The sequence below is a fragment of the Mycolicibacterium baixiangningiae genome (assembly GCF_016313185.1).
Classification (GTDB): Bacteria; Actinomycetota; Actinomycetes; order Mycobacteriales; family Mycobacteriaceae; genus Mycobacterium; species Mycobacterium baixiangningiae.
On the sequence record NZ_CP066218.1, the window covers coordinates 1964505 to 1980596 of the forward strand.

At 66.8% G+C, this 16092-nt stretch carries 16 protein-coding genes; 8 read left to right on the top strand and 8 right to left on the bottom strand.

What is annotated here, in order from left to right:
• Nucleotides 1-167: 167 nt before the first annotated feature.
• Nucleotides 168-887, bottom strand: coding sequence for a TetR/AcrR family transcriptional regulator (locus tag I7X18_RS09225; protein WP_193046977.1), 720 nt, complete (start codon nt 885-887; stop codon nt 168-170).
• Nucleotides 888-1008: 121 nt separating this feature from the next.
• On the opposite strand from I7X18_RS09225, the gene I7X18_RS09230 reads away from it, so the two are divergent.
• Both I7X18_RS09230 and I7X18_RS09235 read left to right on the top strand, forming a co-directional pair.
• Nucleotides 1009-2190: an acyl-CoA dehydrogenase family protein gene (locus tag I7X18_RS09230; protein WP_193046978.1), complete on the top strand. Its 1182-nt coding sequence runs from the start codon at nt 1009-1011 to the stop codon at nt 2188-2190.
• Nucleotides 2191-2199: 9 nt separating this feature from the next.
• Nucleotides 2200-2982, top strand: a complete 783-nt coding sequence (locus I7X18_RS09235; RefSeq protein ID WP_193046979.1) for an enoyl-CoA hydratase — start codon at nt 2200-2202, stop codon at nt 2980-2982.
• A gap of 29 nt (nt 2983-3011) precedes the next feature.
• Here the strand turns inward: I7X18_RS09235 and I7X18_RS09240 are convergent, their stop codons facing one another.
• From I7X18_RS09240 to I7X18_RS09270, 7 genes are all read right to left on the bottom strand, one after another.
• Nucleotides 3012-3815, bottom strand: coding sequence for an acyl-CoA dehydrogenase family protein (locus I7X18_RS09240; RefSeq protein ID WP_226863878.1), 804 nt, complete (start codon nt 3813-3815; stop codon nt 3012-3014).
• A gap of 2 nt (nt 3816-3817) precedes the next feature.
• A complete protein-coding gene (locus I7X18_RS09245) occupies nt 3818-4957 on the bottom strand; it encodes an acyl-CoA dehydrogenase family protein (protein ID WP_193046980.1) in 1140 nt (379 codons plus the stop codon).
• Nucleotides 4954-5400, bottom strand: coding sequence for a nuclear transport factor 2 family protein (locus tag I7X18_RS09250; protein ID WP_193046981.1), 447 nt, complete (start codon nt 5398-5400; stop codon nt 4954-4956). The genes I7X18_RS09245 and I7X18_RS09250 overlap by 4 nt, the downstream gene beginning before the upstream one ends.
• Nucleotides 5384-6610 carry a metal-dependent hydrolase family protein gene (locus tag I7X18_RS09255; RefSeq protein WP_193046982.1) on the bottom strand — a complete coding sequence of 409 codons (1227 nt, stop codon included), beginning with the start codon at nt 6608-6610 and terminating at the stop codon, nt 5384-5386. The genes I7X18_RS09250 and I7X18_RS09255 overlap by 17 nt, the downstream gene beginning before the upstream one ends.
• Before the next feature lie 82 nt (nt 6611-6692).
• The gene (locus tag I7X18_RS09260; protein ID WP_193046983.1) at nt 6693-7022 is read right to left on the bottom strand and encodes a hypothetical protein; all 330 of its coding nucleotides are present in this window, start codon (nt 7020-7022) and stop codon (nt 6693-6695) included.
• A complete protein-coding gene (locus tag I7X18_RS09265) occupies nt 7015-8352 on the bottom strand; it encodes an aromatic ring-hydroxylating oxygenase subunit alpha (protein WP_193046984.1) in 1338 nt (445 codons plus the stop codon). Before I7X18_RS09265 ends, I7X18_RS09260 begins: the two co-directional genes overlap by 8 nt.
• A 6-nt stretch (nt 8353-8358) precedes the next feature.
• Nucleotides 8359-8889, bottom strand: coding sequence for a carboxymuconolactone decarboxylase family protein (locus tag I7X18_RS09270; protein WP_193046985.1), 531 nt, complete (start codon nt 8887-8889; stop codon nt 8359-8361).
• Nucleotides 8890-9126: 237 nt separating this feature from the next.
• On the opposite strand from I7X18_RS09270, the gene I7X18_RS09275 reads away from it, so the two are divergent.
• The 6 genes from I7X18_RS09275 to I7X18_RS09300 all read left to right on the top strand — a co-directional run bounded on the left by I7X18_RS09275 (nt 9127) and on the right by I7X18_RS09300 (nt 16063).
• Nucleotides 9127-10425: an amidohydrolase family protein gene (locus tag I7X18_RS09275; protein WP_193046986.1), complete on the top strand. Its 1299-nt coding sequence runs from the start codon at nt 9127-9129 to the stop codon at nt 10423-10425.
• A 102-nt stretch (nt 10426-10527) separates the two neighbouring features.
• Nucleotides 10528-11694, top strand: coding sequence for an acyl-CoA dehydrogenase family protein (locus I7X18_RS09280; protein ID WP_193047276.1), 1167 nt, complete (start codon nt 10528-10530; stop codon nt 11692-11694).
• A 1-nt stretch (nt 11695) separates the two neighbouring features.
• The gene (locus I7X18_RS09285) at nt 11696-12463 is read left to right on the top strand and encodes an SDR family NAD(P)-dependent oxidoreductase (protein ID WP_193046987.1); all 768 of its coding nucleotides are present in this window, start codon (nt 11696-11698) and stop codon (nt 12461-12463) included.
• Entirely contained in the window at nt 12463-13680 is a 1218-nt protein-coding gene (locus tag I7X18_RS09290; RefSeq protein ID WP_193046988.1) for a CaiB/BaiF CoA transferase family protein, read from the top strand. Before I7X18_RS09285 ends, I7X18_RS09290 begins: the two co-directional genes overlap by 1 nt.
• A 45-nt stretch (nt 13681-13725) precedes the next feature.
• Nucleotides 13726-14874: a thiolase family protein gene (locus tag I7X18_RS09295; RefSeq protein ID WP_193046989.1), complete on the top strand. Its 1149-nt coding sequence runs from the start codon at nt 13726-13728 to the stop codon at nt 14872-14874.
• Nucleotides 14875-14902: 28 nt separating this feature from the next.
• Complete coding sequence (locus I7X18_RS09300) at nt 14903-16063, top strand: acyl-CoA dehydrogenase family protein (protein ID WP_193046990.1); 1161 nt, start codon at nt 14903-14905, stop codon at nt 16061-16063.
• The last annotated feature ends 29 nt before the right edge of the window (nt 16064-16092 follow it).

Here is a 16092-nt window from a genome sequence, read left to right on the forward strand (position 1 = left end):
CTGGGCACCTGCTCAGCACTTTCTCACCGGCATACCATTGTGTCAATGTCACACTCGGATCGGGCAATTTGTACTATCCGCTTAGAAGAACGGCATTTCCGGGGAGAATGCACAAAGCACCGCGACGCCGATGAGGAAGGGTGGCGCGCGGGCGGTGGCGAGGCTTGTTAGATCCGGGCGAAACCGTGGGCGACGAAGTCCCAGACCTCGTCGGCGCTGATCGGATGGACGGATACGTCGTCGGCGCCGCCACTGGACTGGGCGACGAACATGACCGTCTGCATCGTCATCGCGGCCATCCGCTTCGGGTTGATGCCGTCGCGGAGCTCACCGGCGGCGCTGGCGTCCTCCATCAACTCGGCCAGCAGTACGAGGAGCGGGGCGTGGGCCACCTTCACCTCGGTGGGATGCGAGACCAGCAGGCGCGGGGCGAAGTCTGTGAACAGCGGCCGCTTGGCGGCGGGATCGGGGCGCGAGGTCTCGAAAAGCAGCTGGACGGCCACTTTGAGCCGCTCGATCGGATCGGTGTGGCTGGCGGTGGCCGCGCGGATCTGGTCGGCCGAGCGGCTCAGCGCATCCTCGAACAGCGCCAGAAGCAGTTCGTGCTTACCGTCGAACTGCAGGTAGAAACTGCGAAGCGACTGACGTGACCGGTCGACGACCTCCTGCACGGTGAAATCCGTGCTGCCCTTTTCGATGATGATCGCCTGGGCGGCATCGAGGAAACGCTGAACACGTTGCGCCGCGCGCAGTTTGGCGGTCTTGATCGACCGCTCGACAGCCCGCTGCTTCCAGGCCGGCTCTTCGCTGGGGGTGCTCACCGGCAGCTCGTGACCTGGCCGGGTAGGGAGAACATGAATGAACTGTACCGGAGAACGCCTTGGCATTGCGGTCCTAGCCCCCCTCGCGACCAACGTGCCTGAGATTGTGCCTTCCTCATGGCGAGAATAGTATTCTCGCATTGGGCATTAGAGAAGCGTTTCCCCAGAGAGTAAACCCGGGAGTGCCGTGCAGCTGACTTTCGACGCCGACGTCGAAGCGTTCCGGGCCGAGTTCGTCGCATTCCTGGACGCCCATCAGCCTGACGAGACCGAGGCGGCGCAGCGCCCGCGGTCCTCCGCCGACGTCCCGGACTGGGCCCGCGGCTGGCAGCGCCTGCTGTTCGACAACGGCTGGCTGCTGCCCGGCCACCCGCCCGAATTCGGCGGCAGGAACGCCACCGTCCTGCAGCAGTACGTCCACCAACTCGAACTGTCGCGGCGGCGCATCTACCACAGCTTCAACCCCCAGGGCGTGGGGATCATCGCGGCGTCGCTGATCTCCTTCGGCACGCCCGAACAACAGCAGAAGTGGGCGGTGCCGATCCTGCGCGCGGAGATCACCGCCGCCCTGGGGATGAGCGAACCGGGCGCCGGATCCGACCTCGCGTCGCTGCGCACCCGGGCCGTGCGCGCCCCTGGCTCCGGGCACTTCATGGTCGACGGTCAGAAGGTCTGGACGTCGGGGGCGAACGAGGCGGACGTGATCCTGACGTTCGTGCGCACCGATCCGGACGCGGCCAAACACCGCGGCATCAGCGTGCTGATGATCCCCACCGATTCCCCCGGTGTCGTCCGCCGTCCGTTCGCGTCGATCTGTGACGCGGAGGAACTCGATTTCAACGAGGTGTTCTTCACCGACGTCGAGGTGCCGGCGGAGAACCTGATCGGTCCGGAGAACGACGGCTGGCGGGTGGCGAACGGATCACTCGGGCACGAACGCACGATGCTGTGGCTGAGCTACGCCGATCGCCTGCAGGATCTGCTCGACGACTTCCCGGTCCGCACCCCGCTGGACCGTGACCACTACGCCACCATGGTCATGGACTCGATGGCGTTGCGGCTGCTCGGTTCGGTCGCGCTCGCCCGGGCCGCCAGGGGCGCCGAGGACGCGGCGGCACTGTCGGTACTCAAGCTGCTCGGGTCCGAAACCGGGCAGACGGCCACCGAACACGCACTGGCCGCGGCCGGGACGGACGGCCTGCCCCACCCCACCACCGTCGGGCCGTGGACCCCGCTCAACCTCGACGCCTACTCGTGCGGTTGGTTCGAGCGCTACACCCGCAGCTTCGCCGGCACCATCGCCGGCGGCACGTCAGAAATCCAGCGCAACATCATCGCCCAGCGACTGCTCGGGTTACCCAGGAGCTAGAGGAGACACGTGTACATCGACTACGAGGTCGCCGACCGGATCGCGACCATCTCGCTGAACCGGCCCGAGGTCGCCAACGCCCAGAACACCGAACTGCTCGACGAACTCGACGCGGCGTGGACCCGCGCCGCCGAGGACCCTGACGTGGTGGTGATCGTCTTGCGCGCCAACGGGAAACACTTCTCGGCGGGTCACGATCTGCGGGGTGGCGGCCCGGTGCCGGACAAGATCACGCTCGAATTCATCATCGCCCACGAGTCGAAGCGGTACCTCGAGTACACGCTGCGGTGGCGCAACGTGCCGAAGCCGTCGATCGCCGCGGTGCAGGGCCGCTGCATCTCCGGTGGGCTGATGCTGTGCTGGCCGTGCGACCTGATACTGGCCGCCGACGACGCCCTGTTCTCCGATCCGGTCGCGCTGATGGGCATCGGCGGCGTCGAATACCACGGGCACACTTGGGAATTAGGGGCGCGCAAGGCCAAGGAGATCCTGTTCACCGGGCGGCCGCTGACCGCCGAGGAGGCCGAACGCACCGGCATGGTCAACCGCGTGGTGCCCCGCGACGACCTCGACGCCGAGACCCGCGCGCTGGCCGAGCAGATCGCCGCGATGCCGCCGTTCGCGCTGCGGCAGGCCAAACGCGCGGTCAACCAGACCCTCGACGTGCAGGGTTTCTACGCCGCGATCCAGTCGGTGTTCGACATCCACCAGACCGGGCACGGCAACGCGCTGAGCGTGGGCGGATGGCCGGTGCTGGTCAACCTCGAGCAGATGAAGAGCACCGTCAAGTAGCGGGTCACCTCGCCGAGCGGCGACTACTTCTAGAGGTTCGCCAACCGGGGCGTCGAGCCTCGCGCCCGCAGCCCCGCTCCGGCCCTACGGGAGAGTTCCCTCGAGCTGCCCAGCAATCCGTCGAGCACCAGGGCTCGCTTCACATGCACATGGAGTTCGTGCTCGGCGGTGAATCCGATTCCGGCGAGCACCTGCTGGCAGTTCTTCGCCGCCGTCAGTGCCGCTTTCCCCGCGGCGGCCTTCGCCAGCAGCGCGGTCAGGTCGGGGTTCTCCGAGCCGGGCAGCTCCAGGGTCGCCTCGGCACCCTCGATCGCCACCAACGTCTCGGCCAGCCGGTGCCGCACCGCCTGGAACTGTGCGATCGGCCGGCCGAACTGCACCCGGTCCTGTGCGTGCCGGCAGGCCAGCGTCAGCATGGCCCGGGCGGATCCGACCAGCCACCACCCCACGGCGCGACGGGCATCGGGGAGGCGAGGATGCCCACCCTCCTCGACCCGGCGCAGCGGCAGCCCGCCGAGCGCCGTGCTGTCGTCCGCCGCGGCGTAATCCCATACGACCCATCCGCCTCCCGCGTACGGTAGCGCCGGGGTGCCGCCGGGCTCGCCGCTTGCGGTCAACATCACCACGTCGTTGAGAATCGATGCGTGCGAGCCGGTCTCGCCCAGTAGCCGGAAGACCAGCGGTATCGACTGCTCGGACATGTCCGACAGCATGTCCGCCCAGCCCATGTCGGCCAGCGCCGCGTCCAGCTCGGCGCCCGAGAGTGACAGCATGGTCTTGCGCAGGCCGTCCTCGAGCAATCCGATCGAGTCCGAATCCATTCCGGGGGCCATCGTCATTCCTTCCCGAGGTTCAGCAGGCGCCGGGCGATGATGTTCCGCTGCACTTCCGCGGTACCGCCGTAGATGGTCGCCGCCCGCGAGTACAGGTACTCGGTGCGCCAATCGGTGTCGTCCAGTTCGACGGTGCCGGGCATCAGATCACGTGCGACGTCGTAGAGCCGCTGTTCGGCTCCGGCGAGCAGCACCTTGTCGATGGAGGTCTCCGGCCCCAGCTTGTGCCCCTCGGCCAGCCGGAGCTGAGTGGCCCGGGAACGGCAGCGCAACGTGTGCAATGCCAGATACGCCTCGCCCACATCCGAATCCGCGGCCTGGCCGATTCCCTTGACATCCTGGACCAGCGCGTCGAGCCGCGAGTACAAATAGGCGATGCGCTGCCAGAAGCACGTCGAGCGTTCGTAGGGCAGCAGATCCATGGCCAGCCGCCAGCCGTCGCCGGGCCTGCCGAGCATGCGGTTCGCATCGACCGCCACGTCGTCGAAGTACACCTCGCAGAACTCGTCGACGCCGTGCATGGTGTGCAACGGGCGCACCGTGATTCCCGGCGTGTCGAGATCGACGAAGAACGCCGTGATCGCCTCGTGGTCTGGGGTGTCCGCATCGCCGGTGCGGGCGAGCAGGATGCAGCGGTGCGAGTACTGGGCGAAGCTGGTCCACACCTTCTGCCCATTGATGATGTAGCGCTCACCCTCCGCATCCTGTACTGCCCGGGTGCTCAGCGATGCCAGGTCGCTGCCGGCGCCCGGCTCTGAAAAGCCCTGACACCACTGCTCTTCGCCGCTGAGCAGTTTCGGCACCATCTCGGCGGCCAGTTCGTCTGACGCGTAGTCGATCATCGTCGGCGCCAGGACCTCGAGCATCGAATACGGGCCCGGCTCGGCCAGGCGGCGGCCAACCACCTCCTCGCCGACGATGGCGCGCAGAATCTCCGGCCCGCCGAGTCCGCCGGCCCGCTCGGGCCAGCCGTAGCGCATCCAGCCGGCGTCGTAGAGCGCCCGCTGCACCCGGGCGAACTGGCGCATGTGGCCGTGCAGCGAGTGGTCGGCGGGAGGGGAGGGCTCGACCATGTCCGAGTTCTCCTCGAGCCAGGTCCGAAGTGCCGTGCGGAATGCGGCCGGCTCCAACAGGTCTGTCATCCCGCCTCGGGCCTTCCTATTGCGTGGGGGCGGCCGGAGTCGTGGTCGCCGTTGCGCCGGATGAACGTCATCGCGCGGGTCCGCAGCCGCCAGCCGTCCTCGGTCCGGAGATAGGTGTCGTTGTAATAGCCGATGCGCATATCGTGTTGGGAGTGCTCGATGAAGCACAACGGTTGGGTGCCGGTCGCCTTGTCGGGGTCGTCGGTGTCGAGGTGTACCAGCGACGTCCCGGTCATGAACAGCCCCTTGGGCGCGGCGTCGACGAGTTCGGGGAAGCGGGCCAGCGTGTAGGTGGAGCCGAACGCGCTGTAGGTGCCGTCGGGGGTGAACACCGATACCAGGCCGTCGACGTCGCCCTGGGTGATGGTGACGGCGTACTTCGCCAGCACCTGCTGGATCTCGACGAGGTCTGCGATGCGTGACTCGCTAGTGTGCACTGTCATTCTTGAAGACCTTCCCGCCTTTCATGACGAAGTTGACGTTCTGCGTGACGGTGATGTCCGACAACGGATCTCCCGGTACGGCGATGATGTCGGCGAGCAGGCCCTCCGCCAGCCGGCCGCGGTCGGTTACGTTGATCAGGTCGGCGGCCACGACCGTCGCAGCCCGCAGCACCGCCGCGGGCGTCATACCCCACTCCACGAGGGTGACGAGTTCGTCGGCGTTGCGGCCGTGGGGGATCGCGGGCGCATCGGTGCCGACGGCGATCTTCACCCCGGCCTCATAGGCGGCCTTGATCGACGTCTTCGCCTTCGGGAACATCTCGGCGGCCTTGTCCTGCAGCACCTTCGGAGCCTTCGAGACGTCCATCGCCTGGGCCAGGCGGCGGGTGGTCACCAGGAAGCGGTCGTTGTCGACGAGCATCTGGATGGCCTCGTCATCCATCAGGAAGCCGTGTTCGATGCAGTCGATGCCGCACGCGACCGCATGCTTGACGGCTTCGGCGCCGTGGGTGTGGGCGGCGACGCGGAGCCCGCGCCGGTGCGCCTCGTCGACGATGGCCCGTAGTTCCTCGTCCGAATAGTGTTGAGCGCCTGCTTCTCCGGTCAACGACATCACCCCGCCGGATACGCAGACCTTGATCAGCTGCGCGCCGTGTTTGATCTGGTAACGCACCGCCTTGCGGACCTCGTCGACGCCGTTGGCGATGCCCTCCTCGACCGTCAACTCGAGTGCCCCGGGCATGAACGCGGCGAACATCGTCGGGTCGAGGTGTCCGCCGGTGGGGGTGATGGCGTGGCCGGCCGGAACCACCCGGGGCCCGTCGATCCAGCCGGCGTCGATGGCCTTGCCCAGCGCGACGTCGAGCAGGTATCCGCCGGTCTTGACGAACAACCCGAGGTTGCGCACGGTGGTGAATCCGGCGCGCAGGGTGCGCCGGGCATTGCCGACCGCCCGCAGCACCCGGGTCGGCGGATCGTCCTGCACCTGCGACAGACCCGGATTCTCCCCGCGTCCGCCCATCAGGAGGTTGACCTCCATGTCCATCAGGCCGGGCAGCAGAACCGAGTCGCCGAGGTCGATGACCTCGGCGCCGTCGGGCACATCGCCGCCCACGGACACGATCCGGTCGCCGTCGACGGTGACGACACCGGGCCGCACGATCTCGCCGGCGTCGACGTCGACGTATCCGGCTGCCTTGAGCGTCAGCATGTTCGCGCCGAGACTACGGTTGTTGACGCATTCCGGTCGATTTTCCTCAGAAACCGTAGTCTCGGCGATGCGGTGCGCACCTCTAGACCACCGGCTCCTTGATCAGCTTGATGTACGAGGCGCCGCTGTCGAGTACGCGCGGCTGCTTCCACACCTCGACGGGGAAGCTGACCATGACGATCGACTGGCCCAGATGCACCAGCGCCTTCGCGTCCTCCGGCATCCCCTTGAGCGGGAATCGCGCGTCGACGTAGACCATGATGTCCTCGAGACGCGCCATGCCTGCGTCGTACAGCTCCTGCATCTCGTCCATCGTCGAGGCCAGGCGCTTGGCGTACCGCTCCTCCTCGGTCGGCAGACACCAGTCGGCGAAGCGCTCCAGATCGGCGAACTCTTCGGGCAACTTAGACATGCGCTTCGTCCTTCGCTTCGGTCGCGGCGTGCTGTCCGTTCGTGACACTGCCGTTGGCCAGCGACGCCTTGTAGCGATCCACGTACTGGTGAGCCGTCATGTGCAGGTGACGCAGCAGGATCTCCTGGTCGCACAGCGGGAAGTCCATGACCACCCTGGTGCCGATCTGCGTCTGCGTGGCCTCGAGGGTGTTGGCGTCCTGGAACGCGTACTCCTTGAACGTCACCGCGGCGAGTTCCTGGGACAGCCGCTCACGGAGGTTCTTCGGCGGCACGAAGTAGAGGTCGGCCTCGAAGATGTGCTTGTCCACCGCGGTCGGCCAGTAGTTGTAGGTGAGGTACCAGCCCGGCGCCCAGAACAGCAGCGTGAAGTTGGGGAAGAACTCGAACGAGTCTGTGCCCCAGGTCTTGTGGCGGCCCGGATTGATCGCCGGCGGCAACTCTTCTGGCAGGATGCCCTTGATGTCGGGGCGGTCCCACGGACCGAACAGACCGCTGTGCAGGATCCGCTCGATGGGCTTGACCATGTTCAGATCCTTGGGTGGGCTCATCCCGCCCCACGACGAGACCATCGAATGGTCGCCCTTGATGTCGTAGGCCAGTGCCTCGAAGCCCCACTCCGCGAGCTTCTCGGCTTCCTCCTTCGCCGCCTGCTTCATGTGCAGGATCGGCGCGTGGTAGAACTCGGTGAACGCGTCGATGAACAGCTTCCAGTTCGCGTTGATCTCCGAGCGGTAGCTGTAATGCTCGGTCATCTCGTGGAACGGGTAGCCCTCGAGGCCCTCGGCGAAATCGCCCAGGTGCTCACGCAACGGCGCCGCGTCTTTGTCGAAGTTGATGAAGATGAAGCCTTCCCACACCTCGCAGCGGACAGGGACCAGACCGTACTGCGACTTGTCGAGGTCGAAGAACTCCCCTTCCTGCTGGACGAACGTCAGGTCACCTTTGAGGTCGTAGCGCCACGCGTGGTACTTGCACACGAACTGACGGCATGAGCCGGCCACCTCCTCGCCCGGGAAGTCCGACCACACCAGCTTGTTGCCGCGGTGCCGGCAGAAGTTGTAGAACGCCCGCACCTCGTTGTCGGTGCCCTTGACGATGACCACCGAGGTGCCAGGCCCGGCGCACGGCATTTCGCGGGTGAAGTAGCTGCCCTTCTTGGGGAGTTGCTCAACGCGGCCCACCTTGAGCCAGGTTTTCTTGAAGATCGCCTGCTGCTCGAGCTTGAAGTGCTCCGGGTCGACGGAGTCCTCGTAGTTCACCGGCGCGGTGCCGAGTTCCGGCCAATTCTCTGTCCAGCTACCGGCGGCCGGCTTCGGAAAATGTGCCACGGTTCGTTACCTCTCCTGGTCGGGTTCTACGCCGAATGTGTTGATCGCCATGGCGAGCGCGCCATAGCAGCCGATGGTGAAGACGAGATCCATGCGCTGGCGCTCGTCGAGATGGGCACTGAGTTCGGCCCACGTCTGATCGGAGATGTTCGCCTTCTGCTGCAGTTGGTCCACCGCGTCGAGAACCGCCTGGTCGAGTTCGTCGGCGCCGTGGCCGCCGGCGGCACCGGCGATGGCGGTGTCGGTCAGCCCGACCTCCTTGCCCATCGCGACGTGGTGTGCCCACTCGTACTCGGACCCGAGGAGGTGGGCGACGCGCAGGATCGCCAGTTCACGTAGGCGGGGCGGAAGCGTCGAACGGAACAGCAGGTGGACGTTGAAGCGCAGGAACGCACGGGTCAGGCTGGGGTGACGGGCGAGCGTCGACAACAGGTTCCCCGCGCCCGCCGGGTTGAGCCGCTCCTCGGGAAGCATCACCGACAGCGCGCGCCGCACGTCGTCATCCCACTGATCCGCCGGCAACGGGGCCAGGCGCACGGGCGTCTCCTCTCCCAGGTGAGAATCGGGTTCTCATTTCTGCCTAACAGGTTTTCACATCGGGCGTAGGATGGTCAATAGACCGGCTCTCGCCTGCCGTGGGTAGACGGTCGCGCCATCCGCCGCGGACTGCGGCAATTGTCCACCGACATTGATTCTCCTGCAGTGAGAAGATAGTTTTCTGAGCAGGAGAACGCTCGAGCACCGGGGTCGCCGCCCCAACGGAAGGACACCGCCGTGAAGCACGACGACATGATTCTCATCAGCGTTGACGATCACATCATCGAACCGCCGGGCATGTTCAAGAATCACCTGCCCGAGAAGTACGTCAACGACGCGCCGCGGCTGGTGCACAACCCCGACGGCTCCGACACCTGGCAGTTCCGCGACACCGTGATCCCCAACGTCGCGCTGAACGCGGTGGCCGGCCGGCCGAAGGAGGAGTACGGCCTCGAACCCCAGGGCCTCGACGAGATCCGCAAGGGCTGCTACGACCCGAACGAACGGGTCAAGGACATGAACGCCGGTGGCGTGCTGGCGACGATGAACTTCCCGTCGTTCCCCGGATTCGCCGCGCGGTTGTTCGCCACCGAAGACCCCGAATTCTCGTTGGCTCTGGTGCAGGCCTACAACGACTGGCACATCGACGAGTGGTGCGGCAGCAATCCCGGCCGGTTCATCCCGATGGCGATCCCGGCGATCTGGGATCCCGAACTGTGCGCCAAGGAAGTGCGGCGGGTTTCGGAGAAAGGGGTGCACTCGCTGACGTTCACCGAGAACCCCTCGACGCTGGGCTACCCGAGCTTCCACGATCTGGAGCACTGGAAGCCGTTGTGGGACGCGCTGGTCGACACCGACACCGTGATGAACGTCCACATCGGGTCATCGGGCAAGCTCGCGATCACCGCACCGGACGCACCGATGGACGTGATGATCACCCTGCAGCCGATGAACATCGTGCAGGCCGCGGCGGATCTGCTGTGGTCCGCGCCGATCAAGGCCTATCCGGATCTGAAGATCGCGTTGAGTGAGGGTGGCACGGGGTGGATTCCGTACTTCCTCGACCGGGTGGACCGCACCTACGAGATGCACTCGACGTGGACGCATCAGAACTTCGGCGACAAGAAGCCCTCCGAGGTGTTCCGCGACCACTTCCTGACGTGCTTCATCTCCGATCCGGTCGGAGTGAAGAACCGCCACATGATCGGTATCGACAACATCTGCTGGGAGATGGACTACCCGCACAGCGATTCGATGTGGCCCGGTGCGCCGGAGGAATTGATGGCCGTCTTCGACACCTACGAGGTCCCCGACGACGAGATCAACAAGATCACCCACGAGAACGCGATGCGGTGGTACCACTTCGAGCCTCACCAGCACGTCCCCAAGGAGCAGGCCACCGTCGGCGCCCTGCGTAAGGCCGCGGAAGGTCACGACGTCGCCGTCCGGGCACTGAGTCACCACCGTGATGGCGAGAAGACCAGCTTCGCCGACTTCCAGGCCAACGCCAAGGCGGTCAGCGGCGCCCGCGACTGACTCGCGGGTGCGTTCACCGGTGCGACCAGAACTGGCCGTGCCGGTGAATCGCTGTGCAGCAGTGCTCATCTGACGACAGAGGAGAATCACGTGTCGGGCGGTATGAATTTCGAACTGACCGAGGACCAGCAACTGATCTACAAATCGGTCAGCGAGCTCGCCGCGAGGTTCGACGACCAGTACTGGATGGAGAAGGACTCCAACCACGAGTTCCCCACCGAGTTCTACGACGCTGTCGCCGGTGGCGGCTGGCTCGGCATGACGATTCCCGAGGAGTGCGGCGGGCACGGCCTCGGCATCACCGAGGCCACACTGCTCGCCGAAGCGGTCGCGCGCTCCGGCGGCGGGATGAACGCGGCCAGCTCCATCCACATGTCGATCTTCGGCATGCACCCGGTGGTCAAACACGGTTCCGACGAGCTCAAGGCCCGCACCCTGCCCCGCATCGTCGCCGGCGATCTGCACGTGTGCTTCGGCGTCACCGAACCCGGTGCCGGACTGGACACTTCGAGGATCACCACCTTCGCGAAGCGCGACGGCGATCATTACATCGTCAACGGCCGCAAGGTGTGGATCTCCAAGGCGCTCGAGTCCGAGAAGATCCTGCTGCTCACCCGCACGACGCCGTACGACGAGGTCACCAAGAAGACCGACGGTATGACGCTGTTCATGACCGACCTCGACCGCGCGCACGTCGACATCCGGCCCATCGCGAAGATGGGCCGCAACGCGGTCAGCTCGAACGAACTGTTCATCGACGATCTGCGGATTCCGGTCGAGGACCGCGTCGGCGAAGAGGGCAAGGGGTTCTTCTACATTCTCGACGGGCTCAACCCAGAACGCATGCTGATCGCCGCCGAGGCCCTCGGTATCGGCCGGGTGGCACTCGACAGGGCCGTGCGTTACGCGAACGACCGGCACGTCTTCGACCGGCCGATCGGGATGAACCAGGGCATCCAGTTCCCGCTGGCCGACTCGCTGGCCCGGCTGGATGCCGCGGAGTTGATGCTGCGCAAGGCCACCTGGCTCTACGACAACGGCAAATCCTGCGGGCGCGAGGCCAATACGGCCAAATACCTGTGCGCGGACGCGGGGTTCACCGCGGCGGACCGCGCGCTGCAAACCCACGGCGGTATGGGTTACGCCGAGGAGTATCACGTCGCGCGCTTCTTCCGCGAGGCCCGGCTGATGAAGATCGCGCCGGTCAGCCAGGAGATGATCCTGAACTTCCTCGGTTCCCACGTCCTCGGCCTACCCAGGAGCTACTGACATGAGCAGCGGTTACTTCGACCTGACCGGACGCGCGGCGTTGGTCACCGGTGCGGGCGCGAGTGGCGGTATCGGCGCCGCCGTCGCCGCCGCCCTCGCGCAGGCCGGGGCGGCGGTCCTGGTCACCGACATCGCTGAGGACGCCGCCGCGGCGGTCGCCGAGCGCATCCGTGCCGAGGGTGGCAAGGCGGACTCGTGTGCACTCGACGTCGGCGACCGTGCCGCCGCGGACGCGGCCGCCGCACAGGCCGCGGGCCTCGGCGGCGGGGCGCTGCACATCCTGGTCAACAACGCCGGCGTCACCGCGCCGGCGATGTTCCCGAAGCTGACCGACGAGACCTTCCGCCTCACCTTCGACGTGCACGTGATGGGCACGTTCCACTGCACGCAGGCGGCGCTGCCGCACATCCCCACCGACGGCACGGGTCGCATCATCAACGTGACCTCGGCGGCGGGCCTCACCGGAACCCTCGGCCAGGTCAACTATTCGGCGGCCAAGGCCGGGCTCATCGGCTTCACGAAATCGCTGGCCCGCGAGCTGGCGCCGAAGAACATCATGGTGAACGCGCTGGCGCCGCTCGCCGCCACACCGATGACGGAGACCATCCGGACCAACGAGAAGTTCGCGGCCAACATGATGAACCGCATCCCGCTCAAACGCTGGGCCGGCCCCGAAGAGGTCGCCGGTGCGTTCGTTTTCATGGCGTCCGACGCCGCGTCCTACATCACCGGTCAGGTGCTTCCGGTCGATGGTGGCATGGTGATGTGATGGCTCAAGAGGCGCCGCTGCGCGGCATCACCGTCGTGGCGCTCGAACAGGCGGTGTCCGCACCGATGTGCACGCGCGTGCTCGCGGACTTCGGTGCGCGGGTGATCAAGGTGGAGAACCCGACCGGTGGTGACTTCGCCCGCCACTACGACGACGTGGTCAAGGGGCAGGCCGCCCATTTCGTCTGGGCCAACCGCGGCAAGGAATCGCTGACGCTCGACCTCAAATCCCCTGCGGGTATGGCCGTCCTGCACCGGTTGCTCGACGGCGCCGACGTGTTGGTGTCCAACCTCGCGCCGGGCGCGACGGCGCGCATGGGCATCGGTGCCACGGACCTCAAACACCGCCATCCGCACGTCATTCCGGTCGAGATCGACGGCTACGGCGCGGGCGGACCACTCTCGCACAAACGCGCCTACGATCTGCTGATCCAGGCCGAGGCGGGAGCCTGTGCGGTCACCGGATACCCCGACATGCCGGCCAAACCGGGTCCGCCCGTGGCGGACATCTCCACCGGGCTGTACTCGGCGCTGTCGATCCTGGCGGTGCTCTACGCGCGCAAGGGTGCGGCTGAACCGGGCGCCGGGCCCGCCCCTGCCGTCGCGGTGAGCCTGTTCGACACCATGACCGACATCATGGGCTACCAACTGGCCTACACCCAGCACTCCGGAATCGACCAGCAACCGCTGGGCATGAGCTCACCGGCCGTCGCGCCGTACGGGGCCTATCCCACCCGTGACGAGCAGACGGTGGTGCTCGGCACCACCAACGACCGGGAGTGGCAGCGGCTGGCCCGCGAGATCATCGAACGCCCGGACCTGGCCGGCGACCCCGCGTTCGCGACCAACGCCGAGCGGGTCGCGCACCGAGACATCCTCAACGATGCGATCGGATCCTGGTGTGCCCGGCACGATCTCGCGCACATCCAGAAGAAGGCCGACGATGCGGGCATCGGCAATTCCCGCTACAACCGGCCCAGTGAAGTCGTCGCCCATCCGCATCTGAGCGCGCGGGACCGTTGGCGTGCGGTCGAGACTCCGAACGGCGAGATCTCCGCACTGCTGCCGCCCCCGGTGATCGAGGGTTTCGAACAGTCCATGGGTGCGGTGCCCGGTCTGGGGCAGCACACGGACGCGATACTGGGCGGGCTGGGATTGTCCGTCGACGACATCTCCGCGCTGCGCGAGCAGGGCGCCATCGGCCCGGCGTATTCATAGTCGCCCCGCGTGAACGAATAACGCACGACGAACCAGGAGCACCCCATGCGCGAGACCGTGATCGTCGAAGCCGTCCGCACGCCCGTCGGCAAGCGCAACGGCGGCCTGTCCGATATGCACGCCGCCGACCTGTCCGCCGTCGTGCTCAACGAACTGCTCCTGCGGGCCGGTGTCGACCCCGATGTCGTCGACGACGTGATCTGGGGGTGTGTGTCCCAGGTCGGCGACCAGTCCAGCAACATCGGTCGGTTCGCGGTCCTGGCCGCGGGCTGGCCCGAGCACATCCCTGGTACCACGGTGAACCGGGCCTGCGGTTCCAGTCAGCAGGCGCTGGACTTCGCCGTGCACGCGGTCATGTCGGGACAGCAGGACATCGTGGTCGCCGGCGGGGTCGAGGTGATGAGCCGGGTGCCGCTGGGTTCCGCCCGCGCCACCGGCATGCCCTACGGGCCCAAGGTGCTCGAGCGGTACCGGGATTTCAGCTTCAACCAAGGTATTTCGGCCGAGTTGATCGCCGAGAAGTGGGGGTTCTCGCGGACCCGCCTCGACGAATACTCCGCACGGTCGCACGCCCTTGCCGCGGCGGCCCAGGACGACAAGGCCTTCAGCGCCCAGATCGTGCCGGTCTTCCCCGGCGACGGTGCGCCGGTGACCGCCGACGAAGGAGTACGCCGCGGGACGTCGGTGGAGAAGCTGGCCGGCCTCAAGCCGGCGTTCCGCGACGACGGCGTGATCCACGCGGGCAACTCGTCCCAGATCTCCGACGGTGCGGCGGCGCTGTTGGTGATGACCGCGGAGAACGCCGTGCAGTTGGGGTTGACGCCGATCGTGCGCTACCGCGCGGGAGCGGTGGCCGGCGCCGACCCGGTGCTCATGCTCACCGGGCCCATCCCGGCGACGGAGAAGGTACTGCACAAGGCGGGCGTCGGCGTCGACGAGATCGGTGCGTTCGAAGTGAACGAGGCGTTCGCGCCGGTGCCGCTGGCATGGCTCGCGGAGACCGGTGCGGCCGAGGAGCGGCTCAACCCGCTGGGCGGGGCGATCGCGCTCGGCCACCCGCTCGGCGCCTCGGGTGCGGTGCTGATGACCCGGATGGTGCATCACATGCGGGACAACAGCATTCGGTACGGACTGCAGACCATGTGCGAGGGCGGCGGCACAGCCAACGCGACCCTCGTCGAGCTCATCGCCTGAACATTTCCGACGACCAGGAGGACACCGCGTGCGCCGAGATCTGTTCACCGACGACCACGACGCCTTCCGGCAACTGGCCCGCGACTTCGTCGAGAAGGAGGTGGTCCCGCAGTACCCGCAGTGGGAGAAGGCCGGCCGCATGCCGCGCGACGTCTTCAAGCAGATGGGCGCACTGGGCATGCTCGGCATGGCGATCCCCGAGGAGTACGGGGGCGCCGGGATCGACGACTACCGCTACAACGTGGTGCTGCAGGAGGAGGCTGCCCGCGCGCTGGTGACACTATCGACGGTGCGCACCCAGCTCGAGGTGATCCTGCCGTACTTCCTGCACTACGCGAACGACGAGCAGCGGCGGCGGTGGTTTCCGGGGCTGGCCGACGGCACGCTGTTGACCGCGATCGCGATGACCGAGCCGGGCACCGGGTCGGACCTCGCCGGGGTGCGCACCACCGCGGTGCGGGACGGCTCCGGACAAGACGCGGACTACATCGTCAACGGCGCCAAGACCTTCATCACCGGCGGCATCCAGGCCGACCTCGTCGTCGTGGTGGCGCGCACCTCGACCGATCCCGAGAACCGGCGCAAGGGCCTGTCGCTGATCGTCGTCGAGGACGGGATGCCCGGCTTCGCCCGCGGCCGGGAGCTCGAGAAGATGGGGTGCAAGGTCCAGGACACCGCGGAGCTGTCGTTCACCGATGTGCGGGTCCCCGCGGCCAACCTGCTGGGGGCCGACGGCGAGGCCTTCAGCTACCTCGGCCACAACCTGGCTCAGGAGCGGCTGACGGTCGCAGTGGGCTCGGTGGCCCAGGCCCGCTCGGCACTGCACGCCACGATCGACTACGTCAAGAACCGCAAGGCGTTCGGCACACCGGTGGCCTCGTTCCAGAACACCAAGTTCGAACTGGCCGCGGTGTCCACCGAGATCGAGGCCGCGCAGACGATGCTCGACCGCGCCGTACTCGACCACGTCGACGGGGTGCTGTCGCGGGAGGACGCCGCCCGCGTGAAGCTGTTCTGCACCGAGATGCAGGCCCGCGCCGTCGACCGCTGCCTGCAGTTGTTCGGCGGCTACGGCTACATGATGGAGTATCCGATCGCCCGCCTCTACAACGACGCCCGGGTGGCGCGTATCTACGCGGGCACCAGTGAGGTCATGAAGGTCATCATCGCCAAGTCGCTCGGACTTTAAGCACTCTGCTGAGCGCCTGACCAGCAGTG